Here is a 21,183-nt window from a genome sequence, read left to right on the forward strand (position 1 = left end):
AAACCAGGCTTGCCGGGGCACCGCTGCGACCCATGGGACCGGTGCCGCAACGGCCAGCCAGGTCCCGGGTGAAAGTGTATGCAAAAACTGTTCTCAATTCCAGTCCGTAGAGAAACAATCAGGCCTGGGAATACCCTTGAAGCGGATTTGCGACAACCTGGACTGCCGCCACTGATTGCAAGAGTTGTGCCGCCACCGCCACGGCAATCACTTCGGGCTCCTTGCCGGGGATGCCCGGCACGCCGATGGGGCATGTCACATGCGCCAGCTCGCGCGGGCTGAAGCCCCGCGCCGTGAGCCGGCTGGTGAAGGTGGCCCACTTGGTCTTGCTGCCGATGAGCCCAATGAACGGCAGGTCGCCGCGCTCGCGTTGGCGCTTGAGGCACGCGGCCACCACGTCCAGGTCCTCGGCGTGGCTGAAGCTCATGATCAGCACGCGCGAGCCGGATGCCAGCGTGGGCACGGCCATCTGCACGGGCTCGGAATGTTCGCAGTGCACGTTGGGCGGCAGCGCGGCGGGGAAAATCCAGTCACGGCTGTCGATCCAGGTCAGCGCAAAGGGCAGCGGCGCCAGCGTACGCGCCAGGGCATGGCCCACATGGCCGCCGCCGAACAGCGCCACCGGGTGCAGCTGTGCCGTCAGGCGCCGGGCCAGGACCGGTGCGTCCTGCACTGCCACACATTCGAATTCGAGGTACACCACGCCACCGCAGCACTGGCCGAGCGCCGGGCCCAGGGCAAAGCGCATCGGTGCCGGGTCGTTCGGGTCGCCAGGGTCCGCCAGGCGGCGGCGCGCCTCGGCGATGGCCTGGTGCTCCAGGTGGCCGCCGCCGATGGTGCCCACCAACCTGTCTGCGAACACGGCCATCCACGCGCCCGATTCACGCGGCACGGAGCCTTGGGTAGACTCCACGGTCACCAGACACGCCGGTTCGGCCGCAAGGCCTTCCAGCAACAAACGCAAGTTCTCCACTGCCGCCGTCCTTTCGTTACACCACCAGCCCACCATGCCCGATACCCCGCCCAATCAACGCCCCGGCAAAGGCCGCCACTGGCTGCTGGCGGGCATCATGGCCGCTGTTGGCGCCTTGGTCGCTTCCTGCAAGTCTGCGCCCGAATCCACACCCGCACCAGCCACGCCAGAGAGCCGCCCTCCCACCAGTACCGACATCCAGGGCGTGAAGGGCCCGGTGCCGGCCACCGCGGGCTCGGCCCGCCCCTCGGCGGCCGCCACGCCCCGCGCCTACCGGCAGGACGGCGCCACCCACCTCTACGGCCTGAACGCCGAGCGCATCTTCAAGGGCAAGCTGCAACCCCAGCTGTACGCCATCGGCGTGATCGAGGTGGACATCGACCGCACCGGCAAGGTCACGCGGGTGAACTGGCTGCGCGCCCCGCGCCATGCACCCGAGGTGGTCAAGGAGATCGAGCGCACCATTCGCGCCGCAGCCCCCTTCCCGGTGCCCACCCGCATGGGCAAGGTGACCTACACCGAAACCTGGCTGTGGGACAAGAGCGGCAAGTTCCAACTCGATACCCTCACCGAAGGCCAGCTCTAAGAGCCTCTGTAGGTCGAGTAGCTCCACGGGCTCACCAGCAGCGGCACGTGGTAGTGCTGGTCTTCGTGCGCAATGCCGAAGTCCAGGCTCACCTGGTTCAGAAAGTTCGGCTCGGGCAAAGTGACGCCTTTGGCCTTGAAGTACCCCGCCACGTCAAAGCGCAGCCGGTAGGTGCCGGCACGCACGCTGGCGTTGTCGAACAGCGGCGCATCGGTGCGGCCATCGTGGTTGAGCACCAGGCGCTGCAGCAAGGTGGCGGCGTCGCCATGGGTGGAATACAGGGCCACTTCCATGCCAGCGGCGGGGCAGCCGTGCATCGTGTCCAGAACATGTGTGCTCAAGCCCATAGGGATTCTCCTGAAGGATGGAGGCCGTAAAAACGCGACCTGTAGACTAAAAGTGTATACACTTTTAGCCAATCCTCCTATCATGTCGCCATGGAATCTTCATCCACCAGTGCCATCGTCGAAGCGTTGACCCGCGCCATCGTTGAACACCGCCTGCAGCCGGGCACCAAGCTCGCCGAGCAGAAGCTTGCCGACCACTTCGGCGTATCGCGCACGCTGGTGCGCCAGGCGCTGTTCCAGATGGCGCAGAACAAGCTCGTCACGCTGGAGCCCGCGCGCGGCGCCTTCGTCTCCACCCCCTCGGTCGAAGAAGCGCGCCAGGTGTTCGCCGTGCGCCGCATGCTCGAAACCGAGATGACCCGCGCCTTCGTGCGCAGCGTCACCCCCGCCAAGATCAAGGCCCTGCGCGCCCACGTCGCCAGCGAGAAGGCCGCTATGGGCACGGCCGACGCCAGCAGCCGCACCGAACTGCTGGGCGACTTTCACGTGCGCATGGCCGAGCTCATGGGCAACGAAGTGCTGGCCCACCTGCTGGGCGACCTGATCTCGCGCTGCGCGCTGATCACGCTGATGTACCAGTCGGCCAGCGCCGCCGAGCACTCGCACGAAGAGCATGGCGAAATCGTGACGGCCCTGGCCGCGCGCAACGAAGACCATGCCGTGGCCCTCATGCAGTCGCACCTCGAACATGTCGAGGCCAGCCTGACATTCGACCGCAAGCGCCCCGCCAGCGACCTGGCCATGGCGCTCGCCCCCGTCACCGCTTCGCAAGTCCACTGACACCATGACCTACGACTCCACCCTGCCCTACCCCCGCGACCTCGTCGGCTACGGCCGCAACCCGCCCCATGCGCAGTGGCCCGGCCAGGCGCGCATTGCCGTGCAGTTCGTGCTCAACTACGAAGAGGGCGGCGAAAACGCCACCTTGCATGGCGACGCGGGCTCCGAGCAGTTCCTGTCGGAAATGTTCAACCCCGCCAGCTACCCCGAGCGGCACATGAGCATGGAGGGCATCTACGAATACGGCTCGCGTGCCGGCGTGTGGCGCATCCTGCGCGAGTTTGACAAGCGCGGCCTGCCGCTCACCGTGTTCGGCGTGTCGAGCGCGCTGCAGCGCCACCCCGAGCTGACCCAGGCCTTTGTGCAGGCGGGCCACGAGATCGCCTGCCACGGCCTCAAGTGGATCCACTACCAGCACATCCCCGAAGAGGTGGAGCGCGCTCACATGGCCGAGGCCATGGCCATCATCGAGCGCATGACCGGCCAGCGCGCCACCGGCTGGTACACCGGGCGCGACAGCCCCAACACCCACCGCCTGGTGGCCGACTTCGGCGGCTTCGAATACGACAGCGACTACTACGGCGACGACCTGCCCTTCTGGATGAAGGTGCAGCGTACCGACGGCAGCGTGGCGCCGCAGCTCATCGTGCCCTACACGCTGGACTGCAACGACATGCGCTTTGCCCTGCCCCAGGGCTTCTCGCACGCGGACCCGTTCTACCAGTACCTCAAGGACACCTTCGACGCCCTGTACGCCGAAGGCGACCCCGCTGGCGACAACGCGCCCAAGATGATGAGCATCGGCATGCACTGCCGCCTGCTCGGCCGCCCCGGCCGCATCACGGCGCTGCAACGCTTTCTGGACCACATCGCCCAGCACGACAAGGTGTGGGTGGCACGCCGCGTGGACATCGCGCGCCACTGGGCCCAGGTGCACCCCTTCAACGACACCACTGTCACCACCAAGGCCTGACCACCATGGCACTCACCCTTGACCAACTCAACGCGGCCACCCCGGCCGACGCCCTGCAGTGGCTGGACGGCGTGTACGAGCACTCGCCGTGGATCGCAGAGCAGGCCCTGGCCCAGCGCCCCTTTCGCTCGCTGGCGCACCTGCGCCACGCGCTGGCCCACGCCGTGCGCACCGCGCCGCAGGCTGCACAGCTGGCGCTGATCCGCGCCCACCCCGAGCTCGCGGGCAAGGCCATGGTGGCCAACAGCCTTACGGCCGAATCGACCAACGAGCAGAGCAAGGCCGGCCTGGCCCAGTGCACGCCCGAAGAGTTCGCGCGCATCCAGCAGCTCAATGCCGACTACAACACGCGCTTCGGCTTCCCCTTCATCCTGGCGGTGCGCGGGCCGCGTGGCGCGGGCCTGCCACGGCAGGAGATCATTGCCACCTTTGCGCGCCGGCTGGACAACCACCCCGACTTCGAGCTGGCCGAGGCGCTGCGCAACATCCACCGCATCGCCGAGATCCGCCTGAACGACAAGTTCGACGCCGAGCCCGCACTGGGCAACGACGTGTGGGACTGGCAGGAGACCCTGGCCCAGCACTCGGACCCCGGCTTTGCCGAGAAGGGCCAGCTCACCGTCACCTACCTGACCGACGCGCACCGCGCCTGCGCCCAGCGCATCAGCCACTGGATGCGCGACTGCGGGTTCGACGAGGTCGAGGTCGACGCCGTGGGCAACGTGGTGGGCCGCTACCACCCTGCCCCCGGTGCAGCGCAAGGCAAGTACCTGATGACCGGCTCGCACTACGACACGGTGCGCAACGGCGGCAAGTACGACGGGCGCCTGGGCATCTTCGTGCCCATGGCCTGCGTGCGCGAGCTGCACCGCGCCGGCAAGCGCCTGCCCTTCGGCATCGAGGTCATCGGCTTCGCAGAAGAAGAAGGCCAGCGCTACAAGGCCACCTTCCTCGGCTCGGGCGCGCTCATCGGCCATTTCAACCCCGCCTGGCTGGACCAGAAGGACGCCGACGGCGTGACCATGCGCGCCGCCATGGAGCATGCCGGCCTGTGCATCGCCGATATCCCCAAGCTGCAGCGCGACGCCGCGCAGTACCTCGGCTTCATCGAGGTGCACATCGAACAGGGCCCGGTGCTCAACGAGCTGGACCTGCCGCTGGGCGTGGTCACCTCCATCAACGGCGGCGTGCGCTATGTGGGCGAGATGATCGGCATGGCCAGCCACGCCGGCACCACCCCCATGGACCGCCGCCGCGACGCCGCCGTGGCCGTGGCCGAGCTGGCCCTGTACATCGAGCAGCGCGCCGCCAAGGACGGCGACTCGGTGGGCACCATCGGCCTGCTGAACGTGCCCGGCGGCTCCATCAACGTGGTGCCGGGCCGCTGCCAGTTCAGCCTGGACCTGCGCGCCCCCACCGACCCGCAGCGCGATGCGCTGGTGAAAGACGTGCTCGACCAGCTGGGCCAGATCGCCGCGCGCCGCGGCATGCGCTATACGCTGGAAGAATCGATGCGCGCCGCCGCCGCCCCCAGCGCCGCCGCCTGGCAGCACCGCTGGGAGCGCGCCGTGGACGCCCTGGGCGTGCCCGTGTTCCGCATGCCCAGCGGCGCCGGGCATGATGCGATGAAACTGCACGAAATCATGCCGCAGGCCATGCTCTTCGTGCGCGGGCTCAACGCCGGCATCAGCCACAACCCGCTCGAATCCACCACCAACAACGACATGCAGCTGGCCGTGGACGCCTTCACGCATGTCCTGAACCAGATCGCCGAGGAAACCCCCGCATGACCGCCACCACCGCTCCACTGACCTCCACCTACAGCGCCCTGGATGCGTGGATCGACCAGCACTTCGACGAGGAAGTGCACTTCATGCAGGCGCTGGTGCGCGTGCCCACCGACACGCCGCCCGGCAACAACGCGCCCCACGCCGAGCGCACGGCCGAGCTGCTCAAGGACTTTGGCTACGAGGCCGAAAAGCACGCCGTGCCATCCGGCGAGGTGCTGGCCTACGGCATGGAGTCGATCACCAACCTGATCGTGCGCCGCAAGTTCGGCACTGAGGGCAAGGGCCCGACCATCGCCCTGAACGCCCACGGCGACGTGGTGCCCCCCGGCGAAGGCTGGACGCACGACCCCTACGGCGCCGAGATCGTGGACGGCAAGATGTACGGCCGCGCCACCGCCGTGAGCAAGAGCGACTTCGCCAGCTTCACCTTTGCGCTGCGCGCTCTGGAGGCCGTGGCCAAGCCCAGCCATGGCGCGGTGGAGCTGCACTTCACCTACGACGAAGAGTTTGGCGGCGAACTCGGCCCCGGCTGGCTGCTGCAGAAGGGCCTGACCAAGCCCGACCTGATGATCGCGGCCGGCTTCTCGTACGAGGTGGTCACCGCCCACAACGGCTGCCTGCAGATGGAAGTGACGGTGCACGGCAAGATGGCCCATGCCGCCGTGCCCCACACCGGCGTGGACGCACTGCAGGGCGCCGTGCACATCCTGAACGCGCTGTACGCGCAGAACCAGGAGTATCTGAAGGTCACCTCCAACGTGGCCGGCATCAAGCACCCCTACCTCAACGTGGGCCGCATCGAGGGTGGCACCAACACCAACGTGGTACCCGGCAAGGTCACGTTCAAGCTCGACCGCCGCATGATCCCCGAGGAAAACCCGGTGGAGGTGGAAGCCAACATCCGCAGCGTGATCGAGCAAGCAGCGGCTGAGCGCGCCGGCATCTCGGTCGACATCCGCCGCCTGCTGCTGGCCAACGCCATGACGCCGCTGGCCGGCAACAAGCCGCTGGTCGATGCCATCCAGAAGCACGCACAGGAGCTGCTGGGCGAGCCCGTGCCCGCCCTGGGCACCCCCCTGTACACCGACGTGCGCCTGTACGTGGAGCGCGGCATCCCCGGCGTGATCTACGGCGCCGGCCCGCGCACCGTGCTCGAATCGCATGCCAAGCGCGCCGACGAGCGCCTGGACCTGGAAGACCTGCGCCGTGCGACGAAGGTGATTGCGCGCACGCTCAAAGACCTGCTTTCCTGAGCCACCGATACCCGCCTTGCATGGCGTGAGTATCTGATTGGCATAAGCCAGTACAGGCGCGCCATGCGTGCCAGTCCTACACTTGCTGCGGGCGCATTCCAAAAGGAGTGCGCCCGTTTGTCATTCCAAGACCCGGATAGACATAAAGATCAATAACAGAGGAGCACCTACCAATGAGCATCCGCCACACCTTGCTGGCCAGCAGCGTCGCACTGGCCCTGGCCAGCCTGACCGCCTGCGGCAGCACCACCCCAGCCGTTACGGCTTCGGCCCCGCCAGTGGCCGCCGTGCAGCAGACCGCAGCGGCACAGGCCGCCAGCGCCGCCTATGACTTCGACATGGACGTGTTCCACCCCGTGGTGGCGCGCAACGGCATGGTTGCCACCGAGCAGGAGCTGGCCTCGCAGATCGGCCTGGACATCCTCAAGGCAGGCGGCAACGCGGTGGACGCGGCCGTGGCCGTCGGCTTCGCGCTGGCCGTGGCCCTGCCCAATGCGGGTAACCTGGGCGGCGGCGGTTTCATGATGGTGCACGACGCCAAGACCGGCAAGAGCGTGGCCCTGGACTTCCGCGAAGTGGCGCCCAACAAGGCCACGCGCGACATGTACCTCGACGCCAAGGGCAATGTGGTGGACGGCAAGTCGCTGTTCACCCACTACGCCGTGGGCGTGCCCGGCACCGTGGCCGGCATGGAGCATGCGCTCAAGACCTGGGGCACCCTGCCACTATCGCGCGTGATTGCCCCCGCCATCGAGCTGGCCGACAAGGGCTTCCCGGTGAGCGAGACCCTGGCCAAGATACTGGACCAGGAAAAGAAGAACATGGGCAAGTGGCCCGCCACCCAGGCCATCTTCTGGAAGAACGGCGCGCCCCTGAAGGTGGGCGACGCGCTGGTGCAGAAAGACCTGGCCCAGTCCATGCGCCTGATCGGCCAGCAGGGCGCCAAGGCGTTTTATGAAGGCGAAATCGCCCAGAAGATCGCCGCCGAGATGGCACCGCACGCCGGCGCCCTCACGCTGCAAGACCTGCGCGAATACAAGGTGGCCGAGCGCGTGCCCACCCGCGGCACCTACCGCGGCTATGAGATCGTGACCATGCCGCCACCCTCTTCCGGCGGCCCGCACCTGGTGCAGATCTTGAACATGCTGGAGCCCCTGCCCCTGGCCCAGTGGGGCCCCAACAGCGCCCAGACCATCCACTACATGGCCGAGAGCATGAAGCTGGCGTACGCCGACCGCTCCGAGTACCTGGGCGACCCGGACTTCGTGAAGATCCCGCTCAAGGGCCTGACCTCCAAGCGCTACGCCGAGTCGCTGGCCAAGGGCATTGATGGCAACACCGCACGCAGCGGCAAGAGCATCAAGCCCGGCCAGCCCCAGCCGTACGAAAGCGACCAGACCACCCACTACTCGGTGGTGGACAAGGCCGGCAACGCCGTGGCCGTGACCTACACGCTGAACACCAACTTCGGCAGCGGCATCGTCGCCAAGGGCACGGGCATCATGCTCAACAACGAGATGGACGACTTCTCGGCCAAGCCCGGCGTGGCCAATGCCTACGGCCTGGTCGGCGGCGACGCCAACGCCGTGGCCGCCAAGAAGCGCCCCCTGTCGTCCATGACCCCCACCCTGGTCTTGAAGGACGGCAAGCCCACCCTGGTAACCGGCAGCCCCGGCGGCGCGCGCATCATCACCACGGTGCTGCAAACGGTGGTGAACACGATTGACTTCGGCATGAACCCCGCCGAAGCCGCTGCTGCACCGCGCGTGCACCACCAGTGGACACCCGATGAGCTGCGCGTGGAAAAGGGTCTGTCGCCCGACACGCTGGCACTGCTCAAGCAGCGCGGCCACAACATCGCGGTGAAGCCGTCGATGGGGCGTACGCAGACGATTCAGTTGCGTGGCGGGGCGTTGTATGGGTACTCGGATCCGCGCAATCCGGATGGGAAGACGTTGGGGTATTGATGCACGGCCTGACTTGCCCGCTCCGCAGGCCCGTCATGGTTGATCCATAGCTCAGCCAACAAGGCACCAACGAACAAAGGCCGCGCCCTGTGAGGGGCGTGGCCTTTGTCATTGTTGTGCCTGTGCCGGGTCTATCGCCTCAACACACTGGCCCAAAAATCATCGCCGTAGCGGACTGCGCAGAACGCAAACACCAGGCAGAAGCCCATGGTGATGGCCAGCATCGGCAAAAAGCCGGAGAGCTTCAGGTTTATGGCACGAGCCTGCCCAAAACCCCTGCCATACTTGGATCTGGTGTGGTTGATTATCCTATCCGTTGGTTTCACCTGACTCCCTTTGCGACAGCCCCGCATGCCTGCCACTCTCACGCCGTCCGCAAAACTGCTGCAACTGCTACCCGAGGCGGTGGTGCAGACCAATGCGCTGTGGGAGATCACTTACCTGAATCCGGCGTGGACAACGCTCACCGGCCATTCGGTGGAGGCAGCGCTCGGCAGGTCTCTGCTTGAATTTGTGCATCCCGGCGACATTGGCACCATGCGCTCGGGCATGCCGGTGTTCCGGTTGCGATTTGCCGACGCGAACTATCGCTGGGTGCGTCTGAAACTCCACCCGGAGACGGATGCAGCGGAGCGGGTGATCAGCCGCCAGGGTGTCCTGATCGAGATCACCGAGGTCACCGAGCAGGTGCTGGTTGAGATTCGCCAGCGCTTTTTGCGCTTGCTGGAAACCATTGATGGCGTAGTTTGGGAGGCTGAAATCGGCGTGGGCAATACTTTCCTTAGCCCGCAGGTCGAACGCTTGTTCGGTTTCTCCGTGGAGGAGTGGCGGTCTGACCCGGGCTTTTGGCGGGCGCATGTGCATCCCGATGATCTCGCGCAGGCCGTGCTTATCGATGATGCCGCCTACAACGCGACGCACAGCTATGCCTACGAGATGAGTTATCGGCTGATTGCAAAATCCGGCAAGGTGGTGTGGGTGCGCGACCTGTGCCGCGCAGTGGTCGAGCCGGGGCGGCCGAACCGCATGATCGGCCTGATGATCGACGTCACCCAGCAGAAGAACACCGAACTTGAGTTGTTGCGCTCCGAAAACCGCTATTCGCTGGCGACCCTTGGATCCAATGACGGCATCTGGTACTGGGACTTGCGAACTGACGCCCTGCATGTGTCCGGGCGCTTTCACCAGATCGTCGGGCTGGGTAGCGGCGATCTTGTACACGACGGCGGCTGGAGCTTTCTGGGGCAACTCATCGATCCCGAAGATCGCGTGCGCGTGCAGGCGGCCTACCGCAGGCATCTGTCGGGGAACAGCCCGAACTTTTCGGTGGATTTCCGCGCGTTCCACGCGGATGGACGGCTGGTGTGGGTCAATTGGCGCGGGCTCGCCGAGTTTGAAGACGGCGTTGCGGTGCGCATGGCGGGCTCGTTGAGCGATCTGGCGGACCGTGGCAGTTCCTACGATGCGCTGACCAGCTTGCCCGGCCGGCCGTTGTTCCGCGATCGCCTCGCGAACCTCATGGCGCTGCAGCAGAACGAGGCTGCGAATGGTGATGGCGTGCCAACACGCGATGGAGCCACCATGTTCGCCGTGCTGCTGCTGGATCTCAACGGGTTCAAAGCCGTCAATGACAACTACGGGCACCATGTGGGCGACCGGCTGTTGCAACAGGTGGCGCGGCGGCTCGAATCCTGCGTGCGGGCGGTTGATCTGGTCGCCCGCATGGGTGGCGACGAATTCAATGTGCTGTTGGAGTCCATTGATCCAGCTGAAGCCAGCAACCGCGCTCAACAGATCGCCGCCGCCCTCGCAGCGCCTTATGTGGTCGGCGAACACACCGTGATCAGTGGCGCGAGTATTGGACTTGTCAGCAGTGCATCCAGGCTGGCGACGGTGGACGAATACCTACGCGCCGCAGACACCGCAATGTACCAGGCCAAAAGCCAGTCATCGGGCGTGTGCGTGTTTCAACAAAAGGTGCCAGAGACGACTTCCTGCGCGGCTGATCAGCAGCGACCGAAATACGCACCATAGGGTCACCGCACAGCATTGGTGTGGCAAGCCTTCCCCACATCGAACCAGCCCGGCGGGTCATCGGCTTCGGAATGCAGGTACTCCTGCAATTTGGAAGGATCGGCCTGGTAGCGCAGAAGGTCTTCAGGGGATACCGAGGCAAACAGCTGGCCATTCCCATGGAGGTTTTTCTTCCCTTTGTTGCATGAAGGCCTGGGCGGGCTTGCAAGCCAGCCCCAACGCCTGCCCGTCATTGTGGCCAACGCGGCTGCCGTACCCCAAGGTTTACGTCACTGTGGTGCTGCAGACGTTGGTGAACACGATTGACTTCGGGATGAACCCCGCCGAAGCCACCACCGCACCGCGAGTGCACCACCAGTTGACGCCGGATGAACTACACGTGAAAAAGGGCCTGTCGCCCGACACCCTGGCATTGCTCACGCAGCGCGGCCACAACATCGCGGTGAAGCCTTCTATGGGGCGTACGCAGACGATCCAGTTGCGGGGCGGGGCTATGTATGGGCACTCGGATCCGCGCAATCCGGATGGGAAGACGTTGGGGTATTGATTAATGGGCTGACCCGTCGGACGGCCCATTGAAAAAATAGAGCTGCACCCGCTACTCGGTGCAGCTTTTTTTATTTTCCGCATCCAGCACCCTATAGATATGTTTCATTTCATTGAGACCTCTCACTAGTCTGCCACAATAAATCCTTACGAACCTTGCCACCTGGCATCGACGCGAAATCTACGGCGTGGTGGGCAATATAAACAGGTTGCTTGTCTGCGATGACAAAAGAGAGGCGGGCTGCGATTTCGTAGAAATCCAGCATCTTTTCCAGAATTACCTCTAAATTCTGATCTGCATTCATTATGTGGGCGAGCCTTGCCATGGGTGGATTGGCGTTCAAGAACTCATTAGACCTTAGCCCATATGCATACATAATCAGCGTTGTCTTCTCCATTCGCTGAAGCACATATCTAAACTGGGAAAATGCCTCCGGCGATGCCGTCGCCAAGGTCAATAGTGCAATTAGCGCCCTAGCTCTTATGGGCGATTCTGAGTCGCCATCAAGTTCCGTATCCCCGAAATAGCCGCGTGCCTTGGCAAACCGTGCGACATTGATGAGGCGTTTCATCTTGCGCGGCGAGTCGATGATTTCCGAGTAACGCTTCAGGGCTTCAATCTCTGAAGTGCCCAAGGCAACCATGGTGGGAGTAGGCGAAAGCGACGGGTCAGCAGGGTCCTCCGGGAACTTGTCTCCTGTCGCTGTCCTGTTGCTAACTCTTGCCTGCATTGCATCGGCCCGCTTGCTGGCTGAAGTTTCCAAGGGATTCAGATGCTGGATGAGCCGTTGACCGGACTCAATGGTGACGGTGGGGAGCCAGTAGGGAATTTGGAAAATCTTCTCGAGGTAACTCGCAGCAGACGTAAGAGGCCCTTCGCTCTCAAGCTCCTTAAGCATCCCCTTGTACTCATGAGCGAGTGAACTACCTACCCACTCGACATCAACGGCCACAAACACAACGAAAAGCTTGAAAGCCAGCAGCATGTGAACCGCTTGGAGAACTTCGACCACCTTCGCTGGCGGGCAACGGTCAACATCATCAATGTACAAAACAATGCGATTGAACGGCATCGCTGTCGGGTCAATGGGTGCGATCAGGTCACGCAGTTGCTTAATATCCGAATCTTTCAGCAGTTGCTTTTTCTGAGGCGGCTTATTCGCCAAATTTCCACCATCAGGAGTGGAAGCGGGGTGCGATTCTGCAACCGGCACTTGCGCAGATTCGATGAGCGCTTCAATCTGAATTTTGAATTGATCAAAGTCCGACAAAACATCACCGAAAATTTTTTCCGTCGTCGGTGGACTCAAAAGTGCAGAGAGTTGTTCGAAATCTTTCCGTATAGTAGATATTATTCCAAGGTGCTTTGCATAATCACCTTCGGCTGCTCGCGCTTGAATGAATTGGATGAGTCGATTTGCTGGACTTTGGCCATGAAGACTTTCACGCACCTTCGATAGTTGGTTCGATGTCGCTTGAAGTGAGTCACTGGCGGCATCCACATCGGCCTTTGCCTTTGCAGCTTGTGCTCGATGCCGCTCTGCCAGCTCTTCATACTCCGCATTGTGTGCAGCCACATGACTTTCCAAAAGGGCTTGGGCGGATTTAAGCTTTCCAAGCGCAGCAGCCACAGGCTTGGCGATTAAGTTGACCGCAGCGGTCAATGCCGTTGCAGCGGCTGCGACTCCGATAAGTAAGTTCCTGGTCGACGAAACGAAGGTTTCGAAATGACCTAAGAGCCAACTCAAACCCCACGCGACGGCCACGGGGGCAATGGCTACTACAACGAGGAACAGCATCGCCCGCCAGACAGATCCCAGATTCTGCGCAATAGCCTTGGCAGCCTGTGCTCCTTGAATCCCATCTCGCATCAATGCGATTCCAGCCTCCGTCAGTTCATTTGTTGCAGTTACGACTTCGGGGATGCCTAGGCTCTTGGCGGCTTCCTTGAGCTTCGTCTTCGCAGCGTCAATCTCTGCGTCCCCCGACTTCTTAAGTGCGTCTTTCATAACTCGCACGAATAGGCTCCCAGAACTGATGTCCTTCGCCCGAGCCATTGCAAGATCCCTCTTCGCGACTTCGAGAGATTCCGCCGCCGAATTGTGCTCGCGCAGCGCGTGAACAAGAGACGCTGCGGCATCCAGCGTGAGACTGCGAGCTGTGTTTAGACGACCGAGAACGTCGTCGCGCTTCTGGGGACTGGTCTCATTGGCCAACTCCTGAAAAATATGGCCAACTAGGCTCGCCCATAGATTTGCCTCTTGGTAATGCCAGGCGTTGAATCGGATTTGGATGACGCTACGCTGGAATTCGCCACTTTGGGCTGGAATAGGCTTCTTACTTGGTGGGGGCGAGAGCTTTTCAACCTCTTTTTGGATCATTTCCATGAAAAAGGATTTGCCTGCACCCCACGGTCCGAGGAGGCCAATCGCTAACGGAGGAGGGGTGCTGACGGATGTCGCAACTCGCGCGAAAGCTTTCGCGTCGTCAGTCATGCCAAGGCTATCAACACGGTCGTCCGTTGAAGAGTCATCGTTGTGAAGCCCTGGGTAAGCGTCGGGGGTAACTCGGTGACGACGACTTGAAGAAGCGTGGCTGGTAGAGGTGCTACTACTCGGAGATGGATACTGGCCGCTCTGGTCGCCAGAAGCAATCGGCACGCGGTCTCTGCCTAGTCCCTCGGTGAAGGATTCCTCTGTTCGCTCAACAGAGCCGGCGCCTTCGTTGACTAAACTCCGATCCACTTCAACACGACCCTGGCTGGTGACATCTGCAAGAGTGACGTTACTTTTCACCTCAATTGGCGGTAATCGCGCTCCGTCATATGGTAGCCCGACGTTCGCGTTTATCTCATCTGTCTCAACACGCACGGACTCTGCCTCTTCAATATCGTAAACGGCTGTGTGGTTGGCGCTAAGGGATGTCACCGGACTGGACGGTGAGCCAGTAGTTTCATTTTCGGAAAGGACTGTTCGCCCTGACTCTCGCTGCGCAGCAGCTTCGCGGAAGACTAAGTTCACAGGTCCAGACCTGCGGGATGTCGGCTGATCTGGCCCACGCGCACCTCGGTCACCAAGCCCTAGTTCTACACCGTCCCTCGCTGGCTGCTCGGGGTTGCTCGCATCTTCCATAACGCCTCCCTCGTTCATCTATCGCCGGTTTAGTCTTCTCAATAAAGGCACGTTGTGCCTACGCTTGCCATGGCCTCAAACGTGTTCTCAATCATATTTCTGCGCCATCGTAGCAATCCTGCCCCTGCTTTTTTTACTATGAGACTCCGCCTCGGGCATACCCTCATACGCCCACGCCCCAACTTGCCTACATTTCTTGTATGCAAGATTTGCTTTCAAGAAACAACTGAAGGAGACGGGGCATGCTGCGGTTTTTCAAATCCCTTTTTGGCCGGGTCGTCCTGGCCCTCATAGCCGGCGTGGTGGTGGGCCTGGTGTGGCCCGACACGGCCATTGCCCTCAAGCCCCTGGGCGATGGTTTCATCAAGCTGATCAAGATGCTGATCCCGCTGATCGTGTTCTGCGTGGTGGTGCATGGCATCGCGGGCACGGGGGACCTCAAGCGGGTCGGCCGGGTGGGGGTGAAGTCGCTGATCTACTTCGAGCTGGTGACCACCGTGGCGCTGGTGCTGGGGCTGGTGCTGGCCTTTGTGTTCCAGCCCGGTGTGGGCATGAACGTGGACCCCAAGGCGCTGGACCCCAAGGCCATGGGCGCCTATGTGGAGAACGCGGGCAAGCTGACGGGGGGCGGGTTCACCGACTTTCTGCTCAAGCTGATCCCCAACACGGCGGTCAGCGCATTTGCCAATGGTGATGTGCTGCAGGTGCTGCTGTTCTCCATCGTGTTCGGCTGCGCGCTGGCGATGCTGGGTGAGCGAGGGGCGCGAGTCACGGTGCTGATCGAGGACCTGTCGCACGTGCTGTTCAAGACCATGGGCATCATCATCAAGCTGGCACCGCTGGGTGTGCTGGGTGCGATTGCCTTCACGGTGGGCAAGTACGGCATTGGCTCGCTCAAGCAGTTGGGCATGCTGGTGGTGCTGTTCTATGCGGCGGTGGCGATCTTCGTGGTGGTGGTGCTGGGCACCATCATGCGGGTGTCGGGCTTCAGCCTGTTCAAGCTGCTGCGCTACCTGCGTGAAGAGCTGGCGGTGGTGTTTGCCACCACGTCTTCGGACAGCGTGCTGCCGCAGATCATGGCCAAGCTCAAGCACATGGGCATACGCGACTCGACGGTGGGCCTGGTGATCCCCACGGGCTATTCGTTCAACCTCGACGCATTCTCGATCTACATCACGCTGGCGGCGGTGTTCATTGCGCAGGCGACCAACACGCCGATTTCGATGGCCGACCTGCTGACGATTCTGGCGATATCGCTGGTCACGTCGAAGGGCGCGCACGGGGTACCGGGCTCGGCCATCGTGGTGCTGGCAGCCACGCTGCAGGCGATACCGGCCATCCCCGCCATCGGGCTGGTGCTGGTGCTGTCGGTGGACTGGTTCATGGGCATTGCCCGCGCCCTGGGCAATCTGATCGGCAACTGCGTGGCCACGGTGGCCGTGGCCGCGTGGGAGGGCGACATTGACCGCGAGCGCGCCCATGCGGTGCTGGACGGCAAGGCCGTTGAATCGCTCAAGGAGTGAGCGTGCAGCCGCGCCATCATTCCCTGAACCGCCGCCAGTTGGTGCTCACCGGCGCTGCCGCTGCCGGTCTGGGCAGCCTGGGCTGGGGCAGTGCGGCCCTGGCACAGGGCAGCGCCGCACCAGCGGACCAGCTCGACCGCATCTTGCGCAGCAAGGTGCTGCGCGTGGCGGTGCCGCAGGACTTTCCGCCGTTTGGCTTTACACGCAATGGTGTGCTCGACGGCTTCGACATTGCCGTGGCGCGCATGCTGGCGGCCGACCTGCGCGTGACCTTTAAGACGGTGCCCGTGGCCAGCAGTGACCGCATGGCGGCCCTGCTGGAAGACCGGGTGGACATCATCATCGCCAGCCTGGGCAAGACGGCCGAGCGAGAGCGCGATATCGATTTTTCTGCCGCGTATGCGCCGACCTACATCGGCGTGTTCGGCGAAGCCGCTGCCCCGGGCGCGGCCGATGCCGCCGCTGCGCTCAAGGGCCGGCGCGTGGGCGTGGTGCGCGGCAGCCTGGAGGAAGCCGAGCTCAAGGCCCAGGTGCCGCAGGCCACGCCGGTGCTGTTCGACAGCTCGGCCCCGCTGCTCGAAGCCTATGTGCGCCACGCCGTCGACGCCTTTGCGGCAGGCAACGTGGTGGCCGAATCGATACCCGACACGGCCCTGCGCGAGCGCATTCGCCGCCTAGCCGTGCTGCGGCAAAGCCCTTGCCACATAGGGGTGCGCAAGCGCGAGCCGCGCCTGCTGGCGCGGGTGGATGCCTTTTTGGTGCAGGCTAGGTCGTCGCAGGCGCTGATGGTGAATGCCATGCAGTGGTTCAAGCACAGTCTGTCCCCCGACATGTTCCGCGACGGCAAAGGTTGATACGGATTTGCCGTCAACCAGACAGCGTCGTTGGATCGCCTTGCCGTGCTGAAGCACTGTCTGCGGCCACCCGCCTGGCTATGCGGCTGAATCCAGATACGTAGGAACTCCCCCTTTTTCACCCGGCCTGAATCAAGGCACGCCTCCCATCCACCGCCAGAAGCACCCCCCATGATCACCTCGCTTCGCACCCGCATCCTGCTCATCACCACCGTGGCCGTCACTGCCGCCCTGGCACTGACGGGGGCAGCCACCTATTCCATCGTGCGCTCGGCCACGCTGCAGACCATCGAGGACAACCTGGCGGCCATTGCTTCGGGCAACACGCTGGCCATCGAGAAATGGGTGGCCGCCAAGGCCATGGCTGTGCAGGCCACCGCCGCTGCGGTGGAGCCCGGCGACCCCCGGGGCATCGTGCTGCACATGAACAAGGCGGGCGGCTTCCCGGTCACCACGGCGGGCTGGCAGGACAAGCGCTGGGTGTCCAGCAGCGCCACCACGCCGCCCACCTACGACCCCACGGCACGCCCCTGGTACCAGAGCGCGGTGGCGGCCGGCAAGCTGGTGGTGACCAAGCCCTATGGCGATGCCTCCACGGGCGAGCCCTTCGTGTCGTTCGCGGCGCCCATCGTGCGCGATGGGGCGGCGCAGGGCGCGGTGAGCGGGGCCGTGCCGCTCAAGGGCGTGCAGGAGGTAGTGGCTGCCGTGCACCCCACGCCCAGCAGCCTGGGTATGGTGATCGACAAGGACGGGCTGGTGCTGGCCCACCCCGATGCGCAGCGCATGCTCAAGCCCGCGGCAGAGCTGTCGCCCGCGCTGACCCCGGCGGTGGTGGCGGCGCTGCCGGGCGCCACGCATGCGCTGGAGGTGGACCTTGGTGGTGCCGCCAAGCTGCTGCGCGCCCTGCCCGTGCCGGGCACGGACTGGTTTTTGGTGGTGGCGCTGGACAAGGCCGAAGCCACGGCGGGGCTGGCCAGCGTGCTGCGCGCATCGGCCATTGCCACGGTGCTGCTGGCGCTGCTGGCGGCCGGGGCCTGCGCGCTGCTCACGGCGCAGTCGTTTCGGCGCCTTTCGCAGGTGCGCGATGCGATGGACGAGATCGGCTCCGGCGGCGGCGACCTGACCCACCGCCTGCCCGTGACCGGGCGCGACGAGGTGGCGCAGATCGCCTCGTCGTTCAACGCCTTCGTGGACAAGATCGGTGCGGTGCTGCTGGACATGCGCCAAGGCGTGGAGTCGATGAAGACGGCCACCGACGAGATCAAGGCCGGCAACCACGACCTGTCGCACCGCACCGAGACATCGGCCAGCAACCTGCAGGAGACGTCGGCCTCGCTGTCGCAACTGACGGCCACCGTGCAGCAGTCGGCCGATGCCGCTGCGCAGGCGGCGCAGCTGGCGCGCGCGGCCAGTGCCGCCGCCACGCGCGGTGGCGAGGTGGTGGCCGGCGCGGTGAGCACCATGGACGAGATCTCCAGCGCATCCGCCCGCATTGGCGAGATCATCGGCGTGATCGACTCCATCGCCTTTCAGACCAACATTTTGGCGCTGAACGCTGCGGTGGAGGCTGCGCGCGCCGGCGAGAACGGCCGGGGCTTTGCCGTGGTGGCCAGCGAGGTGCGCAGCCTGGCGCACCGCAGCGCCACGGCGGCGCAGGAGGTGCGCGCGCTGATCAACACCTCGGGCGCCAGCGTGGCCACGGGCACGCAGCGTGTGCGCGCGGCAGGCCAGACCATGGACGAGATCGTGCACAGCATCCAGCGCGTGGCGCAGATCGTGGGCGAAATCAATGGATCCATGACCGAGCAGAGTGCCGGCATCGGCCAGATCAACCAGGCGGTTGCAGAGATGGACCGCGCGACACAGCAAAATGCAGCCTTGGTCGAAGAATCCACCGCCGCATCGGCAGTGCTCAACGACCAGGCCCACCACCTGTCGCGCACGGTGGCGGGCTTCACCCTCGAAGCCTCCCCCGCGCCCAACCGGGCCCGCCTGCCGGCCTCGCCCTACTGACGACCACCACGCCCATGAGCATCAGCCAGACCCAGATCGCACAACAGGTGGTGGAATCCATCCTGGCCCAGAAGCTCGCCCCCGGTGAGCGCCTGGGCGAGCAGGAGCTGGCCGACCTGTTCGGCGTGAGCCGCACCCTGGTGCGCGAGGCGCTGATGCAGTTGCAGGCGCGCGGTTTTGTGGAGGTGCGCCCGCGCCGGGGCTGGTACGTGGTGGAGCCCACGGTGGAGGACGCGCGCGACGCGTTCTCGGCTCGGCGCATCATCGAGTCGGGCATATTGGCCGATGCGGGGCGGCCGCTGCAGTCGGTGACGCCCCGGCTGCGCGCCCATATTGCCGAGGAGCAACTGGCCATCGAGGGGGCCGACGCGGCGACGCGCGCCTTCTTGCTGGCGGATTTCCACGTCTGCCTGGCCGAGAGCATGGGCCACCGCAGCCTGAGCGACATACTGCGCGACCTGACGGCTCGCACCACGCTGGCGGCATCGCTCTACCAGTCGCGGCACGAGGCCAGCCAGTCGTGCGCCGAGCACGAGTCCATCGTCGAGGCGCTGGAAGCCGGCGACACGGCCCTGGCGCGCGAGCGGCTGCTGGCGCACATCGGCCATGTGGAAGCGGCCCTGAACCCAGGGCAGCCGCTGGTACGCGACCGGCTGCGCGATTCGCTGACACCGCTGGCGGGCCCTCGGGCTGGCACGGACGGCTGAACCGCCCTCTCGCCTTTTCCCCTTCTCTCATTGCCGCCCCGGCCGCCAAGGCCCGGGCGGCTTTGTTTTGGGCGCTGCGAAACACCCACGGGTAAACCCCAGGCATTTCCCGTTCAGACGGTGTTTTATTGCATCCATTTTTTGTATACAAATATAGGGTGCAACTTTCAACCAGGCCGCAGATGTCTGGAACCCGTCCTTTTCCACACGAGGAGACACCCGTGAACACAGCCGTCAGCAGCACCCCTCTGGCCGGGGGCACAGCGCCCGCCGGGCCGCACCATGACAACGCCCTGATCAAGCCGGGCTACGACCCGCGCCTGACTAATGAAGACCTGGCGCCCCTGAAGCGCCAGACCTGGGGGCAGTACAACATTTTCGCGTTCTGGATGTCCGACGTGCACAGCGTGGGCGGCTACATCACGGCGGGCAGCCTGTTCGCGCTGGGCCTGTCGAGCTGGCAGGTGCTGGTGGCACTGCTGGTGGGCATCGTGATCGTGCAGTTCTTCTGCAACCTGGTAGCCAAGCCCAGCCAGGTGACGGGCACGCCCTACCCGGTGATCTGCCGGGCATCGTTCGGGGTGCTGGGCGCCAATATCCCCGCCATCATCCGCGGGCTGATCGCGGTGGCGTGGTATGGCATTCAGACCTATCTGGCGTCGGGCGCCTTCTTGCTGTTGGCGCTGCACTTTTTCCCGAACCTGGCGCCGTATGCCGATGTGGCGCAGCACGGGTTTGCCGGGCTGTCGAGCCTGGGCTGGCTGGCGTTCATGGTGATGTGGGTGCTGCAGGCGCTGGTGTTCTGGCACGGCATGGAGGCGATCCGCAAGTTCATCGACTGGGCAGGACCTGCCGTGTACGTGGTGATGGCGGTGCTGTGCGGCTGGCTGGTATGGAAGGCGGGCTGGAAGAACATCGACCTGAACCTGGGGGGCGTGAAGTTTCAGGGCTGGGATGCGCTGCCGGTGATGCTGTCGGCGATTGCGCTGGTGGTGAGCTATTTCAGCGGGCCGATGCTCAACTTTGGCGATTTCTCGCGCTATGGCAAGAGCTTTGATGCAGTGAAGAAGGGCAACTTCTGGGGCCTGCCCATCAACTTCGTGTTCTTCTCGCTGCTGACGGTGGTGACCACGGCGGCCACGCTGCCGGTGTTTGGCGAACTGATCACCGACCCGGTGCACACCGTGAGCAAGATCGACAGCACCACGGCGGTGGTGCTGGGCGCGCTGACCTTCATGATCGCCACGGTGGGCATCAACATCGTGGCCAACTTCGTGTCGCCAGCGTTCGACTTTTCGAACGTGGCGCCGCAGCACATCAGCTGGCGCACGGGCGGCATGATCGCCGCGGTGGGCTCGATCTTCATCACGCCGTGGAACCTGTACGCCAACCCCGAGGTGATCCACTACACGCTGGATGTGCTGGGCTCGTTCATCGGGCCGCTGTTCGGCATCCTCATCGCCGACTACTACTTCGTGCGGCGCCAGCAGGTGCTGGTGGACGAGCTGTACACCATGAACAGCCGCGGCGCCTACTGGTACAGCAAGGGCTACAACCCGCGCGCCATCTGGACGCTGATCCCATCGGCCCTGGTGCCCATCCTGTGCGTCATGGTGCCCGTGCTGCGGCCGGCCGCCAACTACGCCTGGTTCATCGGCATGGGCCTGGGCTTCGTCATCTACCTTGCATTGAACCGAAAGAGCTGA

The 21,183-nt window shown here is 64.2% G+C and carries 15 protein-coding genes and 1 pseudogene; 13 read left to right on the forward strand and 3 right to left on the reverse strand.

The genetic code is table 11. From position 1 onward, the window contains the following. Positions 1–118: 118 nt before the first annotated feature. Positions 119–973 (reverse strand): xanthine dehydrogenase accessory protein XdhC, encoded by an 855-nt coding sequence (gene xdhC / locus ASE31_RS09565; RefSeq protein ID WP_200961094.1) that lies wholly within the window; start codon positions 971–973, stop codon positions 119–121. Positions 974–1,007: 34 nt separating this feature from the next. Here xdhC and ASE31_RS09570 point away from each other — a divergent pair, with 34 nt between their 5' ends. Further along, complete coding sequence (locus tag ASE31_RS09570; protein ID WP_082604105.1) at positions 1,008–1,559, forward strand: energy transducer TonB; 552 nt, start codon at positions 1,008–1,010, stop codon at positions 1,557–1,559. On the opposite strand, the gene uraH is transcribed toward ASE31_RS09570, so the two are convergent. Beyond that, positions 1,556–1,906, reverse strand: a complete 351-nt coding sequence (gene uraH, locus ASE31_RS09575) for a hydroxyisourate hydrolase (RefSeq protein WP_057201427.1) — start codon at positions 1,904–1,906, stop codon at positions 1,556–1,558. The two genes, ASE31_RS09570 and uraH, sit on opposite strands and share 4 nt — an antisense overlap. A gap of 90 nt (positions 1,907–1,996) precedes the next feature. Here uraH and ASE31_RS09580 point away from each other — a divergent pair, with 90 nt between their 5' ends. The 7 genes and pseudogenes from ASE31_RS09580 to ASE31_RS09610 form a co-directional block, all read left to right on the forward strand. Further along, the gene (locus tag ASE31_RS09580; RefSeq protein WP_057201428.1) at positions 1,997–2,686 is read left to right on the forward strand and encodes a GntR family transcriptional regulator; all 690 of its coding nucleotides are present in this window, start codon (positions 1,997–1,999) and stop codon (positions 2,684–2,686) included. A gap of 4 nt (positions 2,687–2,690) precedes the next feature. Further along, positions 2,691–3,659 carry an allantoinase PuuE gene (gene puuE, locus ASE31_RS09585; RefSeq protein WP_057201429.1) on the forward strand — a complete coding sequence of 323 codons (969 nt, stop codon included), beginning with the start codon at positions 2,691–2,693 and terminating at the stop codon, positions 3,657–3,659. A 5-nt stretch (positions 3,660–3,664) separates the two neighbouring features. Further along, positions 3,665–5,449 carry a 2-oxo-4-hydroxy-4-carboxy-5-ureidoimidazoline decarboxylase gene (gene uraD / locus ASE31_RS09590; protein WP_057201430.1) on the forward strand — a complete coding sequence of 595 codons (1,785 nt, stop codon included), beginning with the start codon at positions 3,665–3,667 and terminating at the stop codon, positions 5,447–5,449. Further along, positions 5,446–6,702, forward strand: coding sequence for an ArgE/DapE family deacylase (locus tag ASE31_RS09595; RefSeq protein ID WP_057201431.1), 1,257 nt, complete (start codon positions 5,446–5,448; stop codon positions 6,700–6,702). The genes uraD and ASE31_RS09595 overlap by 4 nt, the downstream gene beginning before the upstream one ends. Before the next feature lie 173 nt (positions 6,703–6,875). Next, positions 6,876–8,669, forward strand: a complete 1,794-nt coding sequence (gene ggt / locus ASE31_RS09600) for a gamma-glutamyltransferase (protein WP_057201432.1) — start codon at positions 6,876–6,878, stop codon at positions 8,667–8,669. Positions 8,670–9,020: 351 nt separating this feature from the next. Then, positions 9,021–10,703, forward strand: coding sequence for a sensor domain-containing diguanylate cyclase (locus tag ASE31_RS33015; RefSeq protein ID WP_057201433.1), 1,683 nt, complete (start codon positions 9,021–9,023; stop codon positions 10,701–10,703). A 268-nt stretch (positions 10,704–10,971) separates the two neighbouring features. After that, positions 10,972–11,250, forward strand: a pseudogene (locus ASE31_RS09610) (gamma-glutamyltransferase); the annotation flags it as partial. A 109-nt stretch (positions 11,251–11,359) separates the two neighbouring features. Here ASE31_RS09610 and ASE31_RS30985 read toward each other — a convergent pair. Continuing rightward, positions 11,360–13,744, reverse strand: coding sequence for a P-loop NTPase fold protein (locus ASE31_RS30985; RefSeq protein WP_162261391.1), 2,385 nt, complete (start codon positions 13,742–13,744; stop codon positions 11,360–11,362). Positions 13,745–14,622: 878 nt separating this feature from the next. On the opposite strand from ASE31_RS30985, the gene ASE31_RS09625 reads away from it, so the two are divergent. The 5 genes from ASE31_RS09625 (at position 14,623) to ASE31_RS09645 (ending at position 21,183) form a co-directional block, all read left to right on the forward strand. Then, on the forward strand, positions 14,623–15,903 hold the full coding sequence (locus ASE31_RS09625; RefSeq protein ID WP_057201437.1) for a C4-dicarboxylate transporter DctA: 1,281 nt from the start codon (positions 14,623–14,625) through the stop codon (positions 15,901–15,903). A gap of 2 nt (positions 15,904–15,905) precedes the next feature. Continuing rightward, positions 15,906–16,757, forward strand: coding sequence for a transporter substrate-binding domain-containing protein (locus tag ASE31_RS09630; RefSeq protein WP_057201438.1), 852 nt, complete (start codon positions 15,906–15,908; stop codon positions 16,755–16,757). Positions 16,758–16,928: 171 nt separating this feature from the next. Then, entirely contained in the window at positions 16,929–18,770 is a 1,842-nt protein-coding gene (locus ASE31_RS09635) for a methyl-accepting chemotaxis protein (protein ID WP_057201439.1), read from the forward strand. Positions 18,771–18,784: 14 nt separating this feature from the next. After that, the gene (locus ASE31_RS09640) at positions 18,785–19,477 is read left to right on the forward strand and encodes a GntR family transcriptional regulator (protein WP_057201440.1); all 693 of its coding nucleotides are present in this window, start codon (positions 18,785–18,787) and stop codon (positions 19,475–19,477) included. A gap of 221 nt (positions 19,478–19,698) precedes the next feature. Further along, complete coding sequence (locus ASE31_RS09645; RefSeq protein WP_057201441.1) at positions 19,699–21,183, forward strand: NCS1 family nucleobase:cation symporter-1; 1,485 nt, start codon at positions 19,699–19,701, stop codon at positions 21,181–21,183.

The sequence above is a fragment of the Acidovorax sp. Root217 genome (assembly GCF_001428645.1).
Taxonomy (GTDB): domain Bacteria; phylum Pseudomonadota; class Gammaproteobacteria; order Burkholderiales; family Burkholderiaceae_C; genus Acidovorax.

Bases quoted from the DNA above. Each gene is read 5' to 3' on its own strand.
- ggt (WP_057201432.1), top strand. From the start codon at position 6,876: ATGAGCATCCGCCACACCTTGCTGGCCAGCAGCGTCGCACTGGCCCTG.
- ASE31_RS09625 (WP_057201437.1), top strand. From the start codon at position 14,623: ATGCTGCGGTTTTTCAAATCCCTTTTTGGCCGGGTCGTCCTGGCCCTC.
- ASE31_RS09635 (WP_057201439.1), top strand. From the start codon at position 16,929: ATGATCACCTCGCTTCGCACCCGCATCCTGCTCATCACCACCGTGGCC.
- ASE31_RS09580 (WP_057201428.1), top strand. From the start codon at position 1,997: ATGGAATCTTCATCCACCAGTGCCATCGTCGAAGCGTTGACCCGCGCC.
- uraD (WP_057201430.1), top strand. From the start codon at position 3,665: ATGGCACTCACCCTTGACCAACTCAACGCGGCCACCCCGGCCGACGCC.
- ASE31_RS30985 (WP_162261391.1), bottom strand. From the start codon at position 13,744: ATGACTGACGACGCGAAAGCTTTCGCGCGAGTTGCGACATCCGTCAGC.
- ASE31_RS09595 (WP_057201431.1), top strand. From the start codon at position 5,446: ATGACCGCCACCACCGCTCCACTGACCTCCACCTACAGCGCCCTGGAT.
- uraH (WP_057201427.1), bottom strand. From the start codon at position 1,906: ATGGGCTTGAGCACACATGTTCTGGACACGATGCACGGCTGCCCCGCC.
- ASE31_RS09640 (WP_057201440.1), top strand. From the start codon at position 18,785: ATGAGCATCAGCCAGACCCAGATCGCACAACAGGTGGTGGAATCCATC.
- ASE31_RS09570 (WP_082604105.1), top strand. From the start codon at position 1,008: ATGCCCGATACCCCGCCCAATCAACGCCCCGGCAAAGGCCGCCACTGG.
- puuE (WP_057201429.1), top strand. From the start codon at position 2,691: ATGACCTACGACTCCACCCTGCCCTACCCCCGCGACCTCGTCGGCTAC.
- ASE31_RS33015 (WP_057201433.1), top strand. From the start codon at position 9,021: ATGCCTGCCACTCTCACGCCGTCCGCAAAACTGCTGCAACTGCTACCC.